This is a genomic window from Cystobacter fuscus DSM 2262 (assembly GCF_000335475.2).
Lineage (GTDB): Bacteria > Myxococcota > Myxococcia > Myxococcales > Myxococcaceae > Cystobacter > Cystobacter fuscus.
This window is the reverse complement of the sequence record NZ_ANAH02000033.1, coordinates 1-20,594: the sequence shown is the minus strand read 5'-3', so window position 1 is coordinate 20,594 and position 20,594 is coordinate 1. Positions and strand designations below refer to the sequence as shown.

The window sequence follows — 20,594 nt, the reverse complement described above, 5'->3', positions numbered from 1 at the left end:
GACTCCCGCGCCATGTCCTCCTCCGACGCCAAGTCCCCCGAGAAGAAGACCGTGAAGGAGACCCGCAGGCGCCTGGCCACCCAGGGCGTGAAGCTGCAGACGGGCACCCCCACGAAGATCATCGTCAAGAAGAAGCGGCCGTACCTCTTCTCCAGCTGAGACTCACGCGTCCAGCTCCGGGAAGGTGACCACGCACTCTCCCGGCTCGATGCCCTCCACGCGGACCCGTCCCTGGGCGTCCACCTTGCCCTCGCGCGTCGAACCATCCGGCAGGGTGAGTTTGTAGCCCACGCCCGCGAGCGGCTCGCCCTCCGAGTCCATCAGCTCGAACTCCACCCACGCCGTGGGCTTCTTCTCCTCTTCCTTTTGCTTCTCGCGCGGAGCGGGGCCCGGTGGCACCTGCTCGAGCAGGGGAACGGCGAGCGGGGGACCCGAGCCCGTCGGCGCCACGGGAATGGGCCATTGCTTGAGGCGCGCCGGCCCCGCGGGCAGCGCGAGCAGCTCTCCCCGGAGGAAGGCCTCGGCCAGGCGGCTCTTGATGCGTCCGGCCGCCCGCGGATCCTTCAGCGTCGGCTCCCTCACCGGGGGGGTGCCCGTGACGGCCTCGTACAATTCGTGAAGCGTGCGCTGGGTGAACGTGGAGGACAGCCACCGGTCCAGCTCGGCCACCAGGAGGCTGGCCGACACGAGCTCCTCGGGCTGCTCGGCCAGGCCGAGGTTCCTCACGATCTGGTAGTTCTGCACGCGGCCGCGCAGACGCCAGGCCCGCCGGGTATCGATGAATTGTCGTGACACGTTGCATCCTCCGCGAACGCGAGGACCTCGCGGGGTCCAACCTTACCACCCGGCGCGGCGGGCGCCGAACGTCCCCACGCCGTCCTCCCCGGGCCACGCACCCCCTGTGAAGCTTCGGTGATATAGCCCCGTCGCCGCTCATGCCCTCCCTGCTGCTTCTCTCCGGTCCCAGCGCGGGCCTTCGACATGAACTCCTCGGAGAGGCGACGATGGGCCGCAGCCCCTCGTGTGAACTGCCCCTGCCCGAGGACGATCGGATGTCGCGCCGCCACGCGCGCTTCTTCGTGCGCGGGGACCAGGTGCACGTGGAGGACCTGGGGTCGCGCAATGGCACCTCGGTCAACGGCGAGCGCATCACCGGCGAGGTGGCGCTGCACCCCGGAGACCGCGTGCAGGTGGGCAAGACGCTGGTGCTCGTCTCGCCCTCCGGGCCGTCGATAGGCGTGGGCGAAGCGCGGGGGGCCACGCGCCAGGAGCCCGTCGTGGAGGTGCTGCCCCACGTGGGCACCGAGGCGGCGCTGTACTCGGCGGGGGTGGCGCTGCTGGGGGCCACCAGCGAGGCCATGGTGCTGCGGCACCTCGCCGAGCACGCGCTGCACGCGCTGCGCGCGGAGACGTCCGCGGCGCTGCTGGGCAGCATCAAGGGCATGCTCACCGCGGCCGTGGTGGGCGCCTCCTCCGTGGAGGTGCCTCGGGACATGGCCCGCGCCGCGATGGAGCACGCCGAGCAGAGCCGCGCGGAGGGCGTGGTGTGCTCGCCCCTGGTGGCCTCGGGCGGTCTTCCCTTCGGCCTGCTCTACCTGGAGCGCTCCGAGCCGCCCTTCACCGATGCGGAAGCGCGGCTGGCCGCCATGCTCGGCCGGCTCGGCGGCGAGGCCTATGCCGCGGTGCGCTCGCGCGCGAGCACGCCGTCCGGACGCGTGGACATGGTGGGCGGCTCGCGCTCCTTTCGCAAGGTGGTGGAGCAGGCCCGCCGCGCCTCCGTGAGCGACGCCCCCGTGGTGCTCTTCGGCGAGCCGGGCACCGGCAAGTCCCTGGCCGCCCGCTACATCCACGCGCGCTCTCCCCGGGCGCTCGGGCCGCTCGTGCAGGTGGATTGCCGCGAGGCCTCCTCGTTGGAGGAAGCGCTCTTTGGCCGCGCCAGCACGCCCGGCGCGCCGCCCATGCCCTCCGCGCTCCTGCGCGCCGATGGGGGCTCGCTGCTGCTCCAGCACGTGGATCGCCTGCCGCGCTTCATGGCCGAGCGGCTCGCCCGGTTCCTCGCCCGCAAGAGCGCTCCCGCGCGCGAGGGAGGCGAGGAGGCGGTGGATGTCCGGCTCCTGGTCACCACGCACACCCCGCCGCGCATGCTCGCCCTCCAGGGAGAACTCGACGAGTCGCTCGCCCTGCAGTTGTCGGGACTGGAGCTGGCACTGCCCGCGCTGCGCGAGCGTCGCGCCGACATCCCCTCGCTCTTCGAGCGCTTCGCCGCTCGGGGCACGCGCTCGGGCCGGGAGCTGCCCCCCGTGCTCACCCCCGAGGCGCGGCGCCTGCTCATGGAGTACACGTGGCCCCACAACGTGCGGGAACTGGAACTGCTCAGCGAGCGGCTCGCCCTGCTGCATGCCGGCGCGAGCATCCCCGCCTCGGCCCTTCCTCCCGAGTTCCACCAGGACGCCGCTCCCCCGTCGCTCTCGCTGCAGGAGCGCGTGTCTCGTTTGGAACGGGAGACCATCGCCGAGGCCTTGCGCTCGGCGGGGGGACGAAAGATCGTCGCCGCGCGGCTGTTGGGCATCAGCCGTCCAACCCTGGACAAGAAGATCGAGGATTATGGGCTCACCGTTGAACGCAGAAGGGTGTGAAGGGCTTCTGCCGAGACGGCGGGGGGTGAGGAAGATGGTGGAGATCTGGCCAGGACTGCATGTCGGCAACGAACTCGACTACGAGAACACCGTGCGGCACCAGACGGGGTGGAGCGTCGTCCACGCCTGCAAGGAGCCCTATCACCGCGGGGCCCTGGGCTACCGCACGCCCCTGGTGTCCGAGGCCCATCCCGAGGCCCTGGTGGCGCGGCGGGGCGCGCGGCTCATGCTCAACCTCGTCGACATGACGGATCCCGCGTACATCCCCAAGGACGCCATCGACGCGGCGCTCGCCTTCATCCACGAGGCGCTGGGCGCGGGACAGCGGGTGTTGCTGCACTGCAACCAGGGCTCCTCGCGCTCGCCCACCATCGCGTTTCTCTATCTGGTGGCGCACACCCGGCGCTTCGCGACCCAGACGTTCGAGGAGGCGGCGCTGGAGTTCCGCGTCCTCTATCCCGGGTACGCGCCCGCGCTGGGCATGTACGAGTTCGCGCGGCAGCACTTCGAGGCGTACCGGGCCTCGCGTCCCGCCTGACGGGAGTGCCCCGGGCGCCGCTCACCGCCTGCGGCTGACGAGCACCCCGGAGATGACGAGCACCGCGCCCATGGCCTGGACCCAGGTGGGGCGCTCGCCGCGCACGGCCCAGGCGGTGAGCGCGGCCACCACGGGCGTTCCACTGCTGTAGAGCGCCGTGCGGCTGCTGCCCACCGACTGCACGCTGCGGCTCCAGACGACATAGGCCAGCACCAGGGGGACGAGCGCCGAGTACACCACGCCCGCCCAGGCGCCCGGGCCGAGGGTGGCGCCCTCGAGGGACAGCACCTCGGGCACGCCCAGGAGGATGACGCCCGGGGCGCCGGTGAGCATGGAGAGCGCGGTGATGCGCAGCGCGGACAGCCCCGGCCCGAGCCAGCGCAGCCCCACGGTGTACAGCGCCCAGCACAGCGAGGCGCCGAGGATGAAGAGATCTCCCACGCGCGTGGACGCATCCAGTCCCGGGCCCCGGGCCAGGACGATGAGCACCACGCCGGGGATGGCGAGCACGAGCCCCATCACCAGCGGCCGGCGCAGCCGATCCACGCCGAACAGGGCGCCGAGCAGGGCGGTGACCACGGGCGTGCCCGAGGAGAGCAGGCCGCTGTTGGCGGCGGTGGTGTGGGCCACGCCCATGACGAAGCAGAACTGGTAGAGCGTGTGGCCCACCAGTCCGAGCCCCACGAGCTTGAGCACGGTGGCGCGGGGCAGGGGGATGAAGCCCTCGCGCACATGGAGCACGAGCGCCATGGCGATGGACGCGATCGCGAAGCGCAGCGACATGAAGGCCAGGGGGGGAATGCTCTCCAGGGCCCCCTTCACCACCGTGTAGTTCGTCCCCCAGATGATGATGACGGAGATGAGGGCGAGGTCGGACCAGGAGACCGCGCGGGGCGCGGGGGCGAAGGCGGAGGTGCTGGAGGCGTTCAAGGCGGGGGCGGCATAGCGCTGGTGGACGACGCTGGCAACCGGGGGGCCCTCTTCCGCACTTGTCCCGCCGGTAAGGCCATGGCGTATTGGGCCCATGCACTTGCGTTACTCCGAAGAGGTCCGGCGCGCCCGGGAGCAGGGCGTGCCGTTGGTGGCACAGGAGACGAGCGTGGTGGCCCAGGGGCTGCCCTATCCGGACAACCTCGGGGCGGCCCGGGCGTGCGAGGAAGCCGTGCGCCGCGCGGGTGCCGTGCCCGCTCCCATCGCCGTGGTGGACGGGGAGGTGTGGGTGGGGCTGGAGGAGTCGCACATGCGCCGGCTCGCCGAGGGCAAGGAGCGCCTGCTCAAGCTCGCCTCGCGGGACCTGGCGGTGGCCATCGCCCAGAAGGCCACGGGAGGCACCACCGTGAGCGCCACGTGCGAGGTGGCCGCCGCCGCGGGCATCCGCGTCTTCGCCACCGGAGGCATTGGCGGCGTGCACCGCGGCGTCGCCGAGCAGATGGACATCTCCCAGGATCTCTGGGCGCTGGCGCGCTTCCCCGTGGCGGTGGTGTGCGCCGGGGCCAAGTCCGTGCTGGATCTGCCCAAGACGCTCGAGGCGCTGGAGACCGTCGCCGTGCCCGTGCTCGGGGTGGGCACCGATGAGCTGCCGTCCTTCTACAGCCGCTCGTCCGGGCTGCCCCTGGAGCACCGCGTGGAGGATGCCGTCGGCGCGGCGGCGATCTGCCGCGCCCGCTTCGAGACGCTGGGGCAGGGGGGCCTGCTCTTCACCGTGCCTCCGCCCGAGGAGACGGCGCTGCCGCGCGCGGAGGTGGAGCTGCACATCGCCTCGGCGCTGGCGGAGGCCGATCGGCAGGGCATCCGCGGCAAGGCGGTGACGCCCTTCCTGCTCTCGGAGATGGCCCGGCGCACGAGCGGCAAGACGCTGCGCGCCAACCTCGCCCTGCTCACCAACAACGCCCGCTTCGCCGGACAGCTCGCGGTGGCGTACGCCCAGGGCGCGGCGGGGCGCTGACGCCCATGGGCCTCTACGAGCGCCACGTCCTCCCGCCGCTGTTGGACTGGGTGATGCGCAACCCGGAGATGACGCGCCAGCGCCAGCTCCTCGTGCCCCAGGCGCGGGGGCGGGTGCTGGAGGTGGGCATCGGCTCCGGGTTGAACCTGCCCTTCTACGGACCCGGGGTGGAGCGGCTGTGGGGGGTGGACCCGAGCCTGGAGCTGCAACGTCAGGCGCGTGCCCGGGCCGAGGGGCGGCCCTTTCCCGTGGAGCTGCTCGCCCATCCGGCGGAGGCCCTTCCCCTGGAGACGCACGGCGTGGACACGGTGGTGATGACGTGGACGCTGTGCTCGATTCCCGATGCGCCCCGGGCGCTGGGGGAGATCCGCCGGGTGCTCGTGCCCGGGGGGCGGCTGCTCTTCGTGGAGCATGGCCGGTCGCCGCGAGCGCGCGTCGAGCAGCTCCAGCGCTGGCTGACGCCGGGGTGGAGTCGGCTCGCCGGGGGCTGCCGGCTCGACCGGAAGGTCGACACGCTCCTGGAGGAGGCGGGCTTCCGGCTCGAGTACCTGGAGTGCTTCTACCTGCGCGGTCCCCGGCCCATGACCTTCACCTATCGCGGAGAGGCCCGGCCGAGGTGAACCCGCCGGGAGGGGGGTCCCGGCGGGCGTGTCTGGTTTGGAGCAGGGCGTGGTGTCTGGGGTTGACCTGGCGTGTCAGAACCCCACGCCCTCGGTGTTGGGCACGGGCACCGTCAATGACAGACGTTGCGGCGAGGTGTCCTTGCCGTAGAAGGATTGATAGAGATACAGGTCCGCGAGCACCTGCTTCACGTAGCCACGCGTCTCGCGGAAGGGAATCTCCTCGACGAACAGGTCGAGCGGGAGCACGCCCTTGTCCTTCACCCATTTGACGGCCGCCTCGGGCCCCGCGTTGTACGCGGCCGCCGCGAGCGCCGGGTGGGCGAAGCGCTTCATCAACTGCGACAGGTACCACGCCCCATACCGGATGCTCAGCGAGGGCGAGAACAGCTCCGCGGGCGCGGGCTCCGGCTCGGCGAGCTTGCGGGCGATGGCGCGCGCGGTGGGCGGAATCACCTGCATCAGCCCCCGGGCGTCCGCGGCACTGGCCACCTCGGGCCGGAAGGCGCTCTCGCGGCGCATGATGGCCCAGACGAGGTAGGGGCTCACCTCGTAGCGTGACGCCTCGCTCTGCACCGCGTTCTCGAAGGCGCGGGGATAGAAGGCGGCGAGCGCCTCGGGCATGCGCGCGCCGAACGCCCGGCCCCACAGGTGCCGCGCCGCCACCATGTGCGCGTTGCCGTACTCGCCCAGCCGCAAGAGCGCCCCCGCGAACGCCAGCGCCTGCTCCGGATCCCGGATGCGCGCGGCGCGGGCCCGCACGTCCTCGGCCGCGTCGCGGAACAGCCCCGCCTCGGTGAGCGCCACCGCCAGCTTCAGCTCCGCGGGCACCTCATTGCCCTTGGGGGGCCGGGGCGCCTCGGGAAAGGGCGGGGGCGGCTGCTTGCCCAGCTCGCGCAGCCGCTCGGCGGCGAGCAGGGCGTAGTACGAGTTGGGCGCGCTGGTGATGACGGTCTCGTACGCGGGCCCGATGACGTCCGCCGAGGCGCCCTCGAGCGCCTGGCCGCGCGCCGCCCAGTAGCGCGCCTGGGGCACCAGGCTGCTCTGGGGAAAGGTGCTCACCAGCGTGTCCAGCACCGCGCGCGCCTGGGGGTACTGCTCGAGCCTCAGGTGCGCCAGCGCCCGGTACCACATCGCCTCGTCCCGGCGCCGCGAGCGCGCGTGCCGTTGCTCGAAGTCGCTGAAGGCCTTCACCGCCTCCGCGAAGTGCCCCGCCTGCAAGTCCAACCACCCCACGAAGAAGCCCGCCTCGTCGGCCGGGGCCTCCTTGGAGAACTCCTTCTCCAGGGCCTGCATGAGCTTGCGGGCGGTGGCGTTGTCGTCCGTCTTCATGGCCCGGCGGGCGGTGACATAGGCGGCCTCGGCGGCCACCGCCGGGGGCCCCCGGCGCGCCACGGACAGGGCCTCCTCGGCCTTGGGCTTCTGGCCGGTGGCGAACAGCGCCTGGGCGCGCACCAGCGCCACGCGCGCCTTGTCCGGTGGGGTGCGCACGAGCTTCGCGGCCTCGGCCCGCTCCAACTCCTCCAGGGCGCGCTTGGCGTCGCCGGCGTCCAGCAGTCCCTGGGCGCGTTGCAGGTGCTCGGCGAGCGTCAGCCGGAGCGGGGGCTTGAGGGCCTCGAGCAGCCCCAGGGCCTCGTCCGCGTAGGGGTGCTTGGGGTAGCGCAGCGCCACGGCGCGCAGGTCCGCCTGCTCTCCGGCGGCGTTGCCCAGGGCCTTGCGCGCCTGGGCCCGCTGGAAGAGCAGCTCCGCGCTGGGCTCCTGGGTGGCCGCGGCCTCCAGCATGGGGGCGGCCTCCTTCGCCTTGCCCGCGGCCAGCAGCGACTCACCCAGCCGGGCCCGGGCCCCGGGGGCGAGCGCCGGGGGCGCCTTCTCCAACGCCCGGGCGAACGCCGCCGCCGCCGCCGCCGCGTCCCCCGCGTAGAAGTGCGCTTGTCCCTGGTAGTAGGCGAGGTAGGGCCGCAACAGCGCGGGCACCTCCGCGCCCGTCAGCAGGGTACGTGCTTCTGCCACATCCCCCTCCGCCAGGGCGAGGGTGCCGGTGAGCAGGGCGAGCCGGCCTTGTTCCGGGCACTTGCGGGCCACGCACGCCTCGAGCTCCTGGCGCGCCTGGGTCCGGGCCTCGGCGCGGTGCAGCCGGACGGCTTCCAGCGTCGAGGCGGACTGGGCCCACGCCCCCGTGCCCACCATCACCGTCAGCAGCCCACTGCCCGTCCACCGTCGCATGCGCTTCTCCTTGTGCACCGCTTCATCCACTCTTCAGCCACCGCTTCAGCCACCGCTTTGGCGCGGGCCAAGGGAACCACAACACGGGCCTGGGAGCACACATTCCCACCTGTCCCGTTTCGTGGATGTCTGTCTCCCTGCTCCGGGGTCGGTTTGACAGACGGGCCGACAAGCCCTAGATCCCCCCCCGCAACGCCAGCAACCCGGACTGTTGGCCGAACGCCGGGCAATCGGCCGCCAGTCGGAAATGGTGACTACCCACCATCGGGAAGCTGGGTTGGTTGCGACAAGTGAATGCTGTTCTCTAGGGTGTGCGACGTGTTGCATCGCATGACCTGAGAGGTTGTCTCAAAGGCTGAAGCGTGTCACGGGGGGACGACTGATTCACAGGGAGGGCGCTGTTCCATGTTCAAGCCGTGTCCGACTGATCTTCCGCAGACCATCAACCCCGAGGCCGGGCCGAAGCGTGCCGGTGTCGAGACCCACCGCAACCTCAACTGCAACTACTACGACAACTGTCTCGACGAGGCGGTGCGTCGTGGCTGGCAATCCTTCACCTGCGTGAAGTGCCAGCTCAACCAACAGGTGGCGCCTCCCCAGATGGGAATCGAGGCCTACGCCACCCAGCGCCGCGCCATCTGACGCGCGTGCCCCTGCGCGTCAACGGGTGGCGGCGTAGATGACCACCACCCAGTATCGCCCTTCTCCGTAGGTGGGGGAGTCGCCGCGCACGGTGCCCACACCCATCACGGTTGTCTTGCGATCCGCCAGATTCTTGGAATCTGGTAAACGCGAGGGATTGTCCGTCACATAGAAATCCACCGAGGCGCTCCGGGCATTGTCATTCAAGGCCCGGAAGACGCGCTCGTGCACGGGTTCTCCCGGCAGTTGGGAAGGGGGCCGGTTGGCGGCGAGTGCGCGCCGGGCCTGCTCCAGGGCGAGGCGCTCCAGGGAGGGCAGACGCCGCAGGGGCGCCAGTCCATGCGAGGCGCGGTGGGCGGCGAGTGCCTGGTACACGTCCTCGCGGGGATCCGCCGGGTGCGAGGTGCCACCGCTCGAGGCGAACACCTCGGTGAGCAGCACCTGGGGGCGCCCGTCCACCGAGTGGAAGCTCACGCCGAGGCCCACGTGGGTAAACTGCGCGCCGAGCAGGTTGTTGCGGTGGCCGGGGCTGTGTTCGATGCCGGCGTGGGCGGCGAGCGCTCCGGAGGCCATGCCCAGGTTCTCCCCGGACACGCGCGCCTGGGCCCCCGCGGCGCGCAAGCGGCTGCTCAAGTCCGAGCCATCCGGCGCCACGTGGGCGAAGAAGCCCTCGCGCGCCATGCGCTCGCTGTAGGCCTGGGCCACCTCCTCCAGGGTGCGGTCGGTGCTCAGCGGCGGCAGTGCCTGGGCGCGACGCAGCGCGTTGATGCGCTCGAGCACCGCCTCGCGCGCGGCCTCCACGCTGGTGGGCTCCTCCACGCGCGTGCCCTCGCCGCGCCGCCGGGGCGTGCCCACGTCCACGAGGAACAGCGCCGCCACCTCCGGGCCCCGCTCCCCCCGGCCGACGACTTCCACCGTGTAGCGGCCCGGCCGCGCGAGCAGCAGCCGGGTGCAGAAGGTGGCCTCCTCCTCGCGCGTGAGGGCGGGGCGCTCCACGCGGCCCTCCGGCAGGGTGACGAACACCTGGGCGCCGCGCAGGGGGGCGGTGAACTCGCCGCACAGGCCCTGGGGGGTGGGGGTGTCGAAGACGCGGGGGAAGCGCTGGAGCACGGCCTTGCGCTCGGCGAGCAACACCACGAGGGCCGAGCGCGAGCCCTCCACCGCCACGCCCACGCCCAGGTGCGTGGCGCGCTCCTGGCTCAAGTCCTTGCGCTCGAGGATCGTCTCCAGGGCGTGCTCGCGCTCTCCGGCGCGGACGACATAGGAGCGGGGGGAGGGATCGGCGCCGCCCGCGTCGCTGACGGCCTCGGTGAGGGCGGGCTCCTCCACCGCGCCCGCGGGGCTGTCGTCGAGCGCCCGTCGCGCCAGCACGCGCGCCGCCTCGGTGAGAGCCGGGTCCACCTGGGGGGAGCGCCGGCCCACGCGCTCGAACTCCTGGAGCACGTGGCGCGCCGTGCGCTCTTCCATGTCGGTGGGCGTCAGGGGGGTGGCGGCCACGAGGGCGCCGAGGACGAGGGCGAGCATCGTTGGGCTACTCCGTTGGGGCTACTCCAACTGGAAGACGAGCGAGGACACCGCACCGGGGCCCAGCCGGTGGTTGAGCTGCTCGCGCAGCGAGTCCTCCTGGCGCGACAGGGTGTGTGCCCACTCGGCGCTGGCCACGGACACCACCAGGGTGCCGCCCTCGAGCGAGGCGGGCCGGGAGTGCCGGGCGATGGCGTCCCCCACCGTGGCGCGCCACACCGGACCGAGGGTGCGCCCCTTGCCGGACTGCTCGGCCAGGCGGGCCAGGACACGGGGAAGGAGCTGGTCGAGGGTCTGCGGATCGCGCCGGGCCATGGGGCGCATCATCGACCGGGGCGCGCGGAATGCCAACGTCCGTCCTCCCCGAGGCGCTCCGCTGCGGGCCCGGCTTGACAACCCCGAGGGCCGCCGCTTGCCTGGATACCCTACCGGAGCCGCCGATGAATCCAGCCCCTCTTCTGGTGCGATGCGCCCTGCTGCTGTGGAGTGCCGTATGGATGGCCGCCTGCTCCGGCGACGGATTCCCCTGGTTGCTTCCGGATCCCGACGAGGACACCCCGCCGATGCTGGGGCGCTGCCAGGTGGATGAGGACTGCCCGGATCCCCGGCTCTTCATCTGTGACACGGCGAGCGCGAGCTGCCAGGCGGCGTGCCGCACGCGGGAGGACTGCATGGCGGCGAGGCGAGGCCCGGCGTACCGGCTCTCCGCCTGCGACGACAACCCGCTGGGCTGCCAGTGCGACGACAACCAGCAGTGCGTGGAGGCGATGTGCTCGGCGGACGAGGAGTGCGCGGCGTCGGGGCAGGTGTGTCGCGATGGGCGGTGCACCAACTCCCCGGTGGCCCGGGCCCGGACGTGCCGGGTGACGCCGGACCATGTGGTGGGGCGGGTGGGGTCGCGGGTGCGCTTCTCGCTGCTGGCATGGGACGAGACGGGCGAGCCGGTGGCGGTGTCGCCCGCCGAGCAGCGGTGGACGGCGTTGGAGGCGAGCGTGAGCGTGGACGCGGGGGGCTCCTCCTTCGTGTTGTCGGCGCCCACGTCCGAGCCGCGGGAGACGGTGCGGGCGGAGATCGGGGGCGCGGTGTGCACGGCGCGCGTGCGGGTGTTGGAGGCGCTGGAGCCCGGGCGGATGCGCGTGGTGGTGACGGACGAGCAGACGGGCCGTCCCATTTCCGGCGCGCGGGTGGTGGTGGCGGACGCGGCGGGGGCGGTGACGGGCGAGGCGCTCACGGACGAGGGCGGCGTGGCGCTGCCCACCGGGGGCGCGAAGGCGGGCAGCGTCTCCGTCTTCCACGAGGACTTCGACTACCTCACGGTGGCGCACGCGGGGGAGACGGGGCCCGGGGAGCTGTCCCTGCCCTTGAGGCGCAATCCCACCGGACGGACCGGAGGCTTCGAGGGCACGGTGCAGGGCCTGTCGGAGCGCCTGACGATGCACATGGGGGTGGCGGGGCTGTCCTCGCCGGACGAGGGGCCGGGCGCGGCGGCGTCGTCGCTGCTGGAGCCGGAGCGGCAGGTGGACTTCTTGTCGGCTGGCCAGCGGCGGGTGGCGACGTTGCCGGCGGGGGCCTTCGCGGTGCTCGCGGGCTCCACGCTGCGGGAACTGGACGTCCAGGGGCGGGGGAGCGCGGGGGTGTGCGACGAGGAGACGCGCACGCGGGATGGCACCTGTGGCGTGCGGACGGCGTGGGGACTCGGGGGCGAGCTTCCCGTCAACGCGCTGCAGTTGGGCGGTGGGGTGGACGTGGGCTCCCTGCTCGCGCGGGCGATGCCGTCGCTGCGCACCTTCAAGTCCTGGGTGGTGAGGGACGCGCGCTTCACGTTGGAAGAGGGCCCGGGGGCCTTCACGCGGCTCGCTCCCGACTTCTCCGATGCGCGGAGCATGGCGCTGGGCTTTCCCTTCGTCCTGCGCGTGCCCGCGCTGCCTGTCCACCAGGGCCGCTACTTGGACAGTGTGTGGGTGCTGGGCTCGGCACGGGTGCCGGGGCGGGGCGGTGTCCCCCTGGGCCTCGGCCTGGGGATGAACACGGGGCTGGCGGACCCGAACACCCAGCCCGTCCCGTTCGCGTCGGGGCTCGTGCGGGTGCGGATGGCGCCCACCCACCATGGGCTCGAGGGCAGTCCCTATGTGTTGCACCTCACGGCGTCCTCCTCGGAGGGGGCGGTGAGCGGGCTCATCCAGCGCACGCTGAAGACGCTGCCCTTCGATCCCACGGGCGCCGCTCCGGTGGAGATCCAGGGTCCGTTCCTCCCCGTGCCCGAGGGCGCGCGCTACTCCCCGGTGGACGACGAGGGGGGCCGGTGGTTGCGTCCCCCCACGGCTCCGGGACTTCCCCCGGGCACGGTGCTGCGCGCGGTGTTCTCCAACGGGGCGGGGCGGCGGTGGGTGGTGTTGCTGGACACGTCGCGAGACTCCCAGGGCGTGCGCCTGCCCATGCCTCCCGCGCCGCTCGAGGATCGCACGTTCCAGGGCAACCACCTGGGCTCCTTCGCGTCGCTGGAGTTGCAGGCGTGGAGCCTGCGCGAGGGCGGGCTGCCGGACGGCGAGCTCTTGCCGCTGGAGGCGCTGACGCGGGACGAGCACCTGTCGCGGCTGGGTGAGCTGGTGGTCGCCTGGTCGGCCCTGACGGTGACCCCCTGAAGTTGGCTTCCAGGGTATCCCTGGGCTACCGTCCTGACAGTCATGGGTCAGAACGAGACCGTCGTCACGGTCATCTCGAAGATTTCCGAGCGGCCGGTCGATCTCGACGCGGCCCTGGTGGTGATCTACGGCCTGGAGCTGGGGCGCAAGTACGACCTGTGCAAGACGGAGACGCTCATTGGCCGCTCGGCCAAGGCGGAGATCCAGGTGGACCAGGAGTCCATCAGCCGCAACCACGCGTGCATCACCACGAGCAAGCGGGGGGTGTTCATCAAGGACCTGGAGTCGACGAACGGCACGTTCGTGAACGACGAGCCGGTGCGGGGGGAGACGCCTCTGTGCAACGGGGACCTGGTGAAGATTGGCCGGACGATCTTCAAGTTCATCGCCGGGGGGAACATCGAGACGGCGTACCACGATGAGATCTACCGGCTGACGACGATGGACGGGCTGACGCAGATCTACAACCGGCGCTACTTCGAGGAGGCGCTGGAGCGCGAGGTGTCACGCTCGCGCCGCTACGAGCGCAGCCTGGCGCTGGTGATGTTCGACGTGGATCACTTCAAGCGGGTGAATGATCAGCACGGGCACCTGGCGGGGGACTACGTGCTCAAGCAGCTCGCCTCCACGCTGCGCACGCGCATCCGCCGCGAGGACGTGTTCGCGCGCTATGGCGGGGAGGAGTTCGGGGTGCTGCTGCCCGAGGTGGACCTCGTGGGCGCGGTGAAGCTGGCGGAGAAGGCGCGCCGGCTGGTGGAGAAACAGCGCTTCGAGTTCGACAACACCCTGATTCCCATCTCCATCTCGCTGGGGGTGGCGGTGCTGGAGTCGGGGCACCGGGACCTGGTGGACTTGAAGCGGGCGGCGGACGCGAAGCTGTACGAGGCGAAGGCGGCGGGCCGCAACCGCGTCTGCTCGTGATTTGATTTGTCATTCCACTCCATGCGCTCGTGGGTTGGCATTATCACTCAGACATCCAGGGGCGCCTTGAGCTCGCTGACGGGCACCTGGACACCGCCGCGCCGTCCCACCTCCACGCTGCCGTAGCGCTCGGTGAAGACAGGCGGCAGCGGGCGGCCATCCGGTGGGCACAACCACAGCCGCAGCAGGTGCCGCCGGCGCTCGGGCTCCGGCCAGTCCTCGAAGGCCGTCCGGTCGTGGAGGAGCTGATGGTTGTGGATGAACTGCATGTCCCCGGGCTCGAGTCGCATCTCCAGGTGCAGCGCGGGGTCATCGAGCAGGGTGTCGAACAGATCGAGCGCCTCCACCTGCTGGGGCGTCAGCCGGGGGGCCTCCTCGAAGCGCTGGGCGGACTCGATGTAGCGGCGCTGGTAGATGCCCGTGAGCTCGCCCGCGTGGAAGTTGAGCACGGGGATGGAGAAGTAGGGCTTGTGGCCGGGCCGGTACTCGCCGCGGTGGTCGGTGTGGAAGGGCTCGAAGAGGACGCGGGCGAGGTCCGGCCGGCGCCGGTACATCTCGTTGTAGACGGACACCGTGCTGGCGAGGCTGCTGAGCCCTCCGTGCCTGGCGGTGCGCAAGCACAGCAGCCCCACGATGTCCGCGGAGTCCGTGTGATAGCCCTGCCGCTGGTTGGTCTGGTAGAGGCGCGTGCTGGGGTTGTTGGCGTCGTACCCCAGATCCTTCACATGCCCGAGCACGTGCCCCTGGGCGTTCTGTGACACGGCCGTGCCGAGGTACGTGCCGAGCCCCCAGAACAGCGTGGCCAGCTCCGGGAGCGAGTAGCGCTCGGTGGGCAAGCCCCGGAAGAGGATGAAGCCGCGGCCATGCAGCAACTCGTGTTTCACGCGCGCCAGGGTGGGCGCGAGCGTGGGGAGGACGAAGTTGTCCCGGGTGACGTCGAGCACCGGGCGGGGCAGCCCGCGCACCCCGGCGAGTGCCCGGTCCAACTCGGCGAGTTCGCCGGACGAGAAGCGGTGGATCCACGTCTCGCTCCGGGCGAGGTCCGCGCCGCGCCACGCGGCGGGTCCTTCGAGGACGCGGCCGGGCCAGGTGACAGAGGGGGTGGAGGTCGTCGAGGCCATCATGGGGCGCAGCGTTAGCAGCAGTCGCGGCGTCCGAACAAGTTGGAGGGAGGCGAGAGGTCCTCGGGTACGATCAATCTCCGGACGGCCCGGATCAGGTCTTGGCCGTTTCTTTCGGGAGGAGGTCGAAGTGCTCAAGGCTCTCTGGGTTCTTGCGTTTTTTCTGTGCTCTTGCAGTGAGATGAAGGAGCGCAGGGGGTGTGAGTCGAACTCCGATTGTGTTGCTGGTGAGACGTGCGTGATCTGGAAGAACTCTGGATGGGGACCATTTGCCCAGACTTCGTGTTTCGTGGTCTGCGAGAAGCAATCGGATTGCCGGGCCGGAGAGAAGTGTATTGTCTGGACTGATCATGGCTCTGGTTACGGGGAGTGCATTCAGTGGCCCGACAAACGGTGAGGAGCCGATGATTCAAGGGGTGATCGCACGGAGGCGCTACGACAGGGCTGACGGTCGCGGACACGTGGAGGTCGCGTTCTTTCAGCCCGAGCGTGACGGGGAGACGGGGGATTTTCGTTGCCCTTTTGAGATCAGTGGCTTGGAGGGCATTGGTCCGATCCGCCGGGAGGCCTGGGGGGTCGATTCGGTTCAGGCCCTCCAGCAGGCGATGCAAGGGGCGCGGGTAGCGTTGGAGCCGCATCGTGCGCAGCTCCGCTGGCTCGGCGACTCGGAACTGGGCTTTGCCCAGTATGTGCCGAATGGCTTCGGGCCTGAGCTGGAAGCTCACTTCGAGCAGTTGATCGAACGGGAGATGCTCAGGCTTTCTCAGCTCTGGGGAGTGGAGCAGGATGCCCGTATAAGAGCGGCCGGTGGGACCCCTCCACCCGGCAAGAAGCGCCAATGGACCCGGGAAGACGCCCTCTCCGACCTGGAATGGCTGGAGCAGTGGTATGAGTCCCAGTGCCGTGAGGAGTGGGCCCATCATCAGGGGGTGAGCATCCAATCCCTGGACAACCCGGGATGGTTGCTCGAGGTCGATCTGCGTGGAACGAACCTGGAGGGGCGCATGGCGGATGCCGTGATTCAACGCACGGGGGAGCCCCCCTCGGAGAGCAACGGGAATCAGGGAGGAGACGATTGGATGGACTGCTCCATCAAGGAGGGACGCTTCATCGGAGCGGGAGATCCCCGGAAGCTTCGAGCCATCCTGAACTGCTTCCGGGTATGGGCTCGGATCCATGACAACCGCTCGAACTGATTTCATCCAGATGCTGCTGTCTGTGTTCTTCATTCTCGTGTTGCTTCTTGTTGGATTCTTCTATTGGAGCGGGCGCACGGCGATCGTCGTGCTCAACGAAACAGGCTGCGGTCTTGATGTCTTGAGTGTGAACTTGAATGGCCTGGAGTGTTCGTTTCGTAATGCGCTATTCGGATGGCAGGGCGTCTTGCTCCTCCGGGCGGATGGCTCACTCGGCGTCGCCGAGATGCCACGCTGAGCCATGGTGCTGCTGTGTATTCGGAATTCGCATATGAGTCAGAGAGAGCCCTTGACCGAAGAGCAGAGGGAAGCCGCGCTGAGGGACATCCGAGGATCGGATCCCGAGGCCATCATCGAGGCGGCGAAGCTGCTTTCGGCGGATAGCTCGACGACGGCGAGGCTACTCGAGTTGCTCGCCAGCGAGGAGCGTGTCGAGGTGCGACAGGGTATCCTCTATGCGCTGACCTGGCATGGCGACGTCAGCTTGTGGGACCTCATGATCCGGATTCTCTCGGACCAGAAGGAGCACCCCAAGATTCGAGGTCAGGCCGCGGAGTGCATCTCCTACTTGTTCGAAAAGATCGAGACCGATTCCAAGGAGTTCAAAGCCGCCGTCGATGCTCTTCAGGAGGCCTTGAAAGACGATTCGCCCGAGGTCCGATACTGCGCTACCAATGCGCTCGGCTCGACCAAACATCTGCCAATCATTCCAGTTGGAGGCCGCTATGGCGACCAGGCCGCGCTGGACGCACTCGTGAGGTTGGCGAGAGTCGCGTCCATGCCGGCGAGAGCTTTCGTCCCGCATGGACTCGAAGTCCTCGCCAGGGAGACGACGAACGTCGAATTGCGGAAGCGTGCCGTCCTCGTGCTTCGCCACTTGGAGAAGGACAAGATTGAACAGGTCCGCTCGGAGGCGAGTCTGGCCCTCAAGAAGATCGGTGACAAGGGGGGATGAAAATTCGATAGGGTCCATGACATCATGACGGAGACGTACGCGCCCATCGACGTGGGCACCTTGGGGTTCAGGGCGCTTGAATGCATGAGCCTGACCGACACGCGCCTGGGCTTGAAAATCGTCCTCGCCGATGGCGCCAGCGAGCGCGCTGTCGAGCTGACATTCGAGGGGTTCGTGGGATACCGGAACATCAACGAGAGCTACCGCCTCCGAACCTGGCACGAGCGCAGGCCCTATTCCACGGAGGGGGTCTTCCTGGTGGGTCATTCTCGTTGGCTGGCGTGGCTTCGAGAGGAGTCGGGAGGCGTTCTGGATGGCGTCAACCTCCGTCATTACGCCATCTACACAGGCGATGACTGTATTGATGTGGCGACGGAATTTCCTCCCACCTTCACCAGCGCTCGCTTGGACTCCTAGCGCACGGATGTACCGAAAGACTCATGAATCGCCGACTCCCGATTGCACTCGCCGTGGTCCTGCTCCTGGTGCTCGTGCTCGCTGTCCCGTCCTGCGGGCGCTGGTGGCGAATCGACCAGTGCCTCGATGCGGGAGGCAGGTGGAACGACGAGCAGGACGTCTGCGAATACCCACAGGGTCGTGGTCCGTAACGTGTTCCCGCATCGGACGACGCTGCCCACCAGCAGCGGCTCTGCTCCCTCGGAGCGGCTGTGCTGGTCGGGAGGGGAGATGATGCAGATTTCATCAATTTTCGGTTTTAGGTGATAACCATGCCTTTGCCGCACGTGTTGGAGATGGTGAGAAGGTGCCCCGGCATGTATTTGCGGCGCATAGACTTCGATGGTGCCGTTGCATTCGTGGATGGTTTCGACATCGCAACGAATGGTGGCCTTCTCGCCGGATTCAGGGAGTGGCTGATCGTGAGGCTGAACGGCGGGAACAACCTGGCGTGGTCCCAGCTCCTCTTGAGTCTTGACCCGTCAGGGCGAGCTGGCGCCCCTTCCGCGGCAACGGAGGAGGCGCGGGTCGCCTTCCTGTTCTCGACTCTCGACGAGTTCCTCACAGATCGCGAGCGACCAACCGGGATGCGCTCTATTTTCGTTCGGTACGATGACTGGCTGCGGGCACAAGACTGGCACCGCCCTGATTCACCTGATTGGGTGCCACGTTCCAAGGTGCGACGTGGCAGCGTGCCTGCCCGGAGAAGACGGCGCGGCGCTCCTTGAGGAGGGCCTGCAACAGGCCCTGGATGGACTCGCGGATTCTCGCGCGGCAGCGCTACTTGAAGATGGCCATTCCCATGAGGTGGGGGTCTCCACTCACGCGGACGAGGTCCACGTTCAGCGCGCCATCACCCACCGTCACGGGATAGGGGCCGTACTTCTTCCAGCCTCCCAGCGGCAGGCTGCCCGCCGCGCTCTCGACCTCGGTGCCCTCCAGGCGGATCCGGAAGGAGCGGGAGTTGGACTGGTAGTTCTCCATGATCCAGAGCGAGACGGAGTAGTCGCCGTTGGCGATCGACTGACTCACCAGGAGATCCGAGTTCATCTTCCAGATGGCGGAGTTGAGCATGGCGCTCGTGCCGCTGTCCGTCGCCGGGACTGGCGTCACCGTGGTGGTCGTCAGGTTGGGGGCGTTCACCCCGAGGCCATTGGCCAGGGCGGTGGAGTAGGACTGCCACGCCTGGCCGTCGATGGTGACCGCGCTCCCGTTGAAGTTGACGCCGCGGACGAAGGTGTTTCCGCCTCCCCCGGCGCCGAGAACCTCGATGCCGGAGAGGTTGGCCGCACCGCCCGAGGTGGTCAGATCCAGGGTGCCATCGGTGACCGTGACGGTCCACGGGCCGAGCCGGGCCCACGTCCCCGCCGGGCCGCTGTCGTGGTTGGCCTTCACCAGGGAGCCCTCGAGGTAGACGCTGAACGTCTCCGGATCATTGTCTTCCCAGGTGTAGAGGTACACCGTGTAGGAGCCGCTGGGCATCGCGTGCAGCCGCACCGCGGCCGACGTGCTCCAGATGGAGGAGCGGATCATCGCCGCGCGGTTGGCGTCGGTGGCGGGGTTGAGCGTGACGGCGGGGTTGGCGAAAGCGGTTCCCGTGAACGTGTAGTTGGGAGCATCGCCGCCTTCCCAATTCCTGCCATCGATGACGGTGGCGGCGCCATTGAGGTTGATGGCTCGGTAGAACGAGCCATTCGGGGGCGGCTGGGTCACGACCTCGCCCGGGAGCGGGAAGCCGCGTGAGGCGTCATCCAGCACCAGCACCCAGTCCTGTCCGGCCCCGCTGCCCGGCGGAGTGAACTGCCGGGTGCCCGTGTTGGGGAACGTGCCCACCAGGGTGGAGGTCCCATTGCGCGGGTCGTACCAGGAGGCCCGGACCGTGCCGCCGGAGAGCTTGTTCATGTTCACGCCGAAGGACTGCCCGGAGGCGCTGTAGACGAAGGCATAGCCGCCGTCCGAGCCCCGGGTGGCCTGGATCCGGGCCGTGCCGGAGCCCGCGCTCGTGGAGAGGACGGTCTGGTCCGGGATGCGCACGAGCAACGGCCTGGACTCGATGAGCCGGCGGAGGAACTTCATCTGGGAGGCGCCCGGTTGGAGGAGGGCCTCGGACCAGTAGTTCTGGGGACCATTCACCGGGGAGCGGCCCGGCGCGTACATCTGCCAGACCGAGTGGTGGCCATAGGTGTGGCCGAACGCCCCCGCGAACACGTCCCAGTACGCATACTTCCGGATCTCGTAGTCGTTCGAGTACCCATGGGTGGGCGCGTTGAAGCAGATGGGGTGCTGCTCATAGAGCGGCTCGCCGTCCAGGACGGGCTTGCTGGGGGAGAGGGCCAGATCGGATGCGTTGAGGTTCCAGACGTCGGTGTTCGCGCAGTGGCCGTTCTGCCGCATGTTGAAGTCCAGCCACGGCTCATTGTGGAACCAGGTGCTGGAGGTGGCGGCTCCCGGCGGGTGGTACGTCATGAGGAGCTGGGCGTAGTCCTCGGTGCCGGACACGCCGAGGGCGATGCCCTTGGCGAGCGCGCGCCACACGGCCTCGTAACCCGCGGGGGAGCGGTCTCCGCCGAGCACCCAGATGATGGGCTTGCCGGCGTAGCGGCTGCCGAGGAACTGGCCGTAGGCCTGGGCGTTGGAGGTGTTGAGGGTTCCGTTCAGGACGTGGCTGCCCCACGTGGGCAAGAGCGCCGTGTAGATGCCCCGGGACTCGGCCTCGGAGACGATGAAGTCGACGTGGTCCCAGTAGTCATACTGGGTGGCGTCGCCCGGGTCGGCGCCCGGCGTGGTTGCGGGGGTCGCGGGGTTGTTGTTCGTGAACGGCTTGTCCCCGTGGGCGTTGGGCGTATTCACCCCATCCAGCTCCGCCACGGCCACGGCCTGCACCACGGTGAATCCCTGGTCGGCGCGCTTCTGGAGATACGTCACGGCCTCGGAGCGGTTGAGCCGGTGGAAGAGCTCCCACGCCGTATCTCCGAGGTAGAAGAACGGCGAGCCGTCGTCCTTGACGAGGTAGCGCGAATTGGCGCTCACGCGGAGACGGGGCAGGGGCGTGGCGAGCGTTGCCTCGCGGCGGGTCGCTTCGTCCCGGAGCTCCTGCTCGCCGGCACAGGCCGACAGGAGCGACAACGACAAGAGAAGAAGGGGGGTCTTGCGCATCGCGCGCTTCTACCACCCA

19 protein-coding genes are annotated in these 20,594 nt (G+C 69.7%); 12 read left to right on the top strand and 7 right to left on the bottom strand.

Annotated features, from left to right (window positions below; translation table 11 throughout):
• The first annotated feature begins 12 nt into the window (after positions 1-12).
• Positions 13-159 (top strand): hypothetical protein, encoded by a 147-nt coding sequence (locus tag D187_RS55770; protein ID WP_002625353.1) that lies wholly within the window; start codon positions 13-15, stop codon positions 157-159.
• A gap of 3 nt (positions 160-162) precedes the next feature.
• Here D187_RS55770 and D187_RS36250 read toward each other — a convergent pair whose 3' ends face one another.
• Positions 163-795 (bottom strand): prealbumin-like fold domain-containing protein, encoded by a 633-nt coding sequence (locus D187_RS36250; RefSeq protein ID WP_155893839.1) that lies wholly within the window; start codon positions 793-795, stop codon positions 163-165.
• 140 nt (positions 796-935) lie between these two features.
• Here D187_RS36250 and D187_RS36245 point away from each other — a divergent pair, with 140 nt between their 5' ends.
• On the top strand, positions 936-2,636 hold the full coding sequence (locus tag D187_RS36245; protein WP_043433251.1) for a sigma-54-dependent Fis family transcriptional regulator: 1,701 nt from the start codon (positions 936-938) through the stop codon (positions 2,634-2,636).
• Between the two features lie 34 nt (positions 2,637-2,670).
• Positions 2,671-3,174, top strand: coding sequence for a protein-tyrosine phosphatase family protein (locus D187_RS36240; RefSeq protein ID WP_043433248.1), 504 nt, complete (start codon positions 2,671-2,673; stop codon positions 3,172-3,174).
• A gap of 21 nt (positions 3,175-3,195) precedes the next feature.
• On the opposite strand, the gene D187_RS36235 is transcribed toward D187_RS36240, so the two are convergent.
• Positions 3,196-4,104 (bottom strand): DMT family transporter, encoded by a 909-nt coding sequence (locus D187_RS36235; RefSeq protein WP_002625348.1) that lies wholly within the window; start codon positions 4,102-4,104, stop codon positions 3,196-3,198.
• Between the two features lie 94 nt (positions 4,105-4,198).
• On the opposite strand from D187_RS36235, the gene D187_RS36230 reads away from it, so the two are divergent.
• Both D187_RS36230 and D187_RS36225 read left to right on the top strand, forming a co-directional pair.
• Positions 4,199-5,119, top strand: coding sequence for a pseudouridine-5'-phosphate glycosidase (locus D187_RS36230; protein ID WP_002625347.1), 921 nt, complete (start codon positions 4,199-4,201; stop codon positions 5,117-5,119).
• Between the two features lie 5 nt (positions 5,120-5,124).
• Positions 5,125-5,739, top strand: a complete 615-nt coding sequence (locus D187_RS36225) for a class I SAM-dependent methyltransferase (RefSeq protein WP_002625346.1) — start codon at positions 5,125-5,127, stop codon at positions 5,737-5,739.
• Positions 5,740-5,814: 75 nt separating this feature from the next.
• Here the strand turns inward: D187_RS36225 and D187_RS36220 are convergent, their stop codons facing one another.
• Positions 5,815-7,962 (bottom strand): transglycosylase SLT domain-containing protein, encoded by a 2,148-nt coding sequence (locus D187_RS36220; RefSeq protein WP_002625345.1) that lies wholly within the window; start codon positions 7,960-7,962, stop codon positions 5,815-5,817.
• Positions 7,963-8,367: 405 nt separating this feature from the next.
• Between D187_RS36220 and D187_RS36215 the strand changes: the two genes are divergently transcribed.
• Complete coding sequence (locus D187_RS36215; RefSeq protein ID WP_002625343.1) at positions 8,368-8,604, top strand: hypothetical protein; 237 nt, start codon at positions 8,368-8,370, stop codon at positions 8,602-8,604.
• 18 nt (positions 8,605-8,622) lie between these two features.
• Here D187_RS36215 and D187_RS36210 read toward each other — a convergent pair whose 3' ends face one another.
• Positions 8,623-10,128, bottom strand: a complete 1,506-nt coding sequence (locus D187_RS36210) for a CAP domain-containing protein (protein WP_002625342.1) — start codon at positions 10,126-10,128, stop codon at positions 8,623-8,625.
• Positions 10,129-10,149: 21 nt separating this feature from the next.
• Positions 10,150-10,443 carry a DciA family protein gene (locus tag D187_RS36205; RefSeq protein WP_002625341.1) on the bottom strand — a complete coding sequence of 98 codons (294 nt, stop codon included), beginning with the start codon at positions 10,441-10,443 and terminating at the stop codon, positions 10,150-10,152.
• 182 nt (positions 10,444-10,625) lie between these two features.
• Here D187_RS36205 and D187_RS58950 point away from each other — a divergent pair, with 182 nt between their 5' ends.
• Positions 10,626-12,770, top strand: coding sequence for a hypothetical protein (locus tag D187_RS58950; protein ID WP_002625340.1), 2,145 nt, complete (start codon positions 10,626-10,628; stop codon positions 12,768-12,770).
• Between the two features lie 42 nt (positions 12,771-12,812).
• On the top strand, positions 12,813-13,691 hold the full coding sequence (locus D187_RS36195; protein ID WP_002625339.1) for a GGDEF domain-containing protein: 879 nt from the start codon (positions 12,813-12,815) through the stop codon (positions 13,689-13,691).
• Positions 13,692-13,738: 47 nt separating this feature from the next.
• On the opposite strand, the gene D187_RS36190 is transcribed toward D187_RS36195, so the two are convergent.
• Positions 13,739-14,815, bottom strand: coding sequence for a TauD/TfdA family dioxygenase (locus D187_RS36190; protein WP_002625338.1), 1,077 nt, complete (start codon positions 14,813-14,815; stop codon positions 13,739-13,741).
• A 401-nt stretch (positions 14,816-15,216) separates the two neighbouring features.
• Between D187_RS36190 and D187_RS55765 the strand changes: the two genes are divergently transcribed.
• Genes D187_RS55765 through D187_RS36170 form a run of 4 tightly spaced genes read left to right on the top strand, consistent with a single transcriptional unit; the run spans position 15,217 to position 17,380 of the window.
• Positions 15,217-16,008: an immunity 53 family protein gene (locus D187_RS55765; protein ID WP_051256698.1), complete on the top strand. Its 792-nt coding sequence runs from the start codon at positions 15,217-15,219 to the stop codon at positions 16,006-16,008.
• Positions 15,989-16,246 (top strand): hypothetical protein, encoded by a 258-nt coding sequence (locus D187_RS36180; protein WP_155893838.1) that lies wholly within the window; start codon positions 15,989-15,991, stop codon positions 16,244-16,246. The genes D187_RS55765 and D187_RS36180 overlap by 20 nt, the downstream gene beginning before the upstream one ends.
• Positions 16,247-16,297: 51 nt before the next feature.
• Positions 16,298-16,963, top strand: a complete 666-nt coding sequence (locus D187_RS50885; RefSeq protein WP_002625335.1) for a HEAT repeat domain-containing protein — start codon at positions 16,298-16,300, stop codon at positions 16,961-16,963.
• A 24-nt stretch (positions 16,964-16,987) separates the two neighbouring features.
• The gene (locus tag D187_RS36170; RefSeq protein ID WP_002625334.1) at positions 16,988-17,380 is read left to right on the top strand and encodes a hypothetical protein; all 393 of its coding nucleotides are present in this window, start codon (positions 16,988-16,990) and stop codon (positions 17,378-17,380) included.
• A gap of 819 nt (positions 17,381-18,199) precedes the next feature.
• Here D187_RS36170 and D187_RS51725 read toward each other — a convergent pair.
• Positions 18,200-20,575 (bottom strand): glycoside hydrolase family 140 protein, encoded by a 2,376-nt coding sequence (locus D187_RS51725; RefSeq protein ID WP_002632742.1) that lies wholly within the window; start codon positions 20,573-20,575, stop codon positions 18,200-18,202.
• Positions 20,576-20,594: the final 19 nt, after the last annotated feature.

Coding starts and splice junctions, on each gene's coding strand:
- D187_RS55770 (WP_002625353.1), top strand. CDS start 13: ATGTCCTCCTCCGACGCCAAGTCCCCCGAGAAGAAGACCGTGAAGGAG.
- D187_RS36245 (WP_043433251.1), top strand. CDS start 936: ATGCCCTCCCTGCTGCTTCTCTCCGGTCCCAGCGCGGGCCTTCGACAT.
- D187_RS36240 (WP_043433248.1), top strand. CDS start 2,671: ATGGTGGAGATCTGGCCAGGACTGCATGTCGGCAACGAACTCGACTAC.
- D187_RS36230 (WP_002625347.1), top strand. CDS start 4,199: ATGCACTTGCGTTACTCCGAAGAGGTCCGGCGCGCCCGGGAGCAGGGC.
- D187_RS36225 (WP_002625346.1), top strand. CDS start 5,125: ATGGGCCTCTACGAGCGCCACGTCCTCCCGCCGCTGTTGGACTGGGTG.
- D187_RS36220 (WP_002625345.1), bottom strand. CDS start 7,962: ATGCGACGGTGGACGGGCAGTGGGCTGCTGACGGTGATGGTGGGCACG.
- D187_RS36215 (WP_002625343.1), top strand. CDS start 8,368: ATGTTCAAGCCGTGTCCGACTGATCTTCCGCAGACCATCAACCCCGAG.
- D187_RS36210 (WP_002625342.1), bottom strand. CDS start 10,128: ATGCTCGCCCTCGTCCTCGGCGCCCTCGTGGCCGCCACCCCCCTGACG.
- D187_RS36205 (WP_002625341.1), bottom strand. CDS start 10,443: ATGGCCCGGCGCGATCCGCAGACCCTCGACCAGCTCCTTCCCCGTGTC.
- D187_RS58950 (WP_002625340.1), top strand. CDS start 10,626: ATGGCCGCCTGCTCCGGCGACGGATTCCCCTGGTTGCTTCCGGATCCC.
- D187_RS36195 (WP_002625339.1), top strand. CDS start 12,813: ATGGGTCAGAACGAGACCGTCGTCACGGTCATCTCGAAGATTTCCGAG.
- D187_RS36190 (WP_002625338.1), bottom strand. CDS start 14,815: ATGATGGCCTCGACGACCTCCACCCCCTCTGTCACCTGGCCCGGCCGC.
- D187_RS55765 (WP_051256698.1), top strand. CDS start 15,217: ATGATTCAAGGGGTGATCGCACGGAGGCGCTACGACAGGGCTGACGGT.
- D187_RS36180 (WP_155893838.1), top strand. CDS start 15,989: ATGACAACCGCTCGAACTGATTTCATCCAGATGCTGCTGTCTGTGTTC.
- D187_RS36170 (WP_002625334.1), top strand. CDS start 16,988: ATGACGGAGACGTACGCGCCCATCGACGTGGGCACCTTGGGGTTCAGG.
- D187_RS51725 (WP_002632742.1), bottom strand. CDS start 20,575: ATGCGCAAGACCCCCCTTCTTCTCTTGTCGTTGTCGCTCCTGTCGGCC.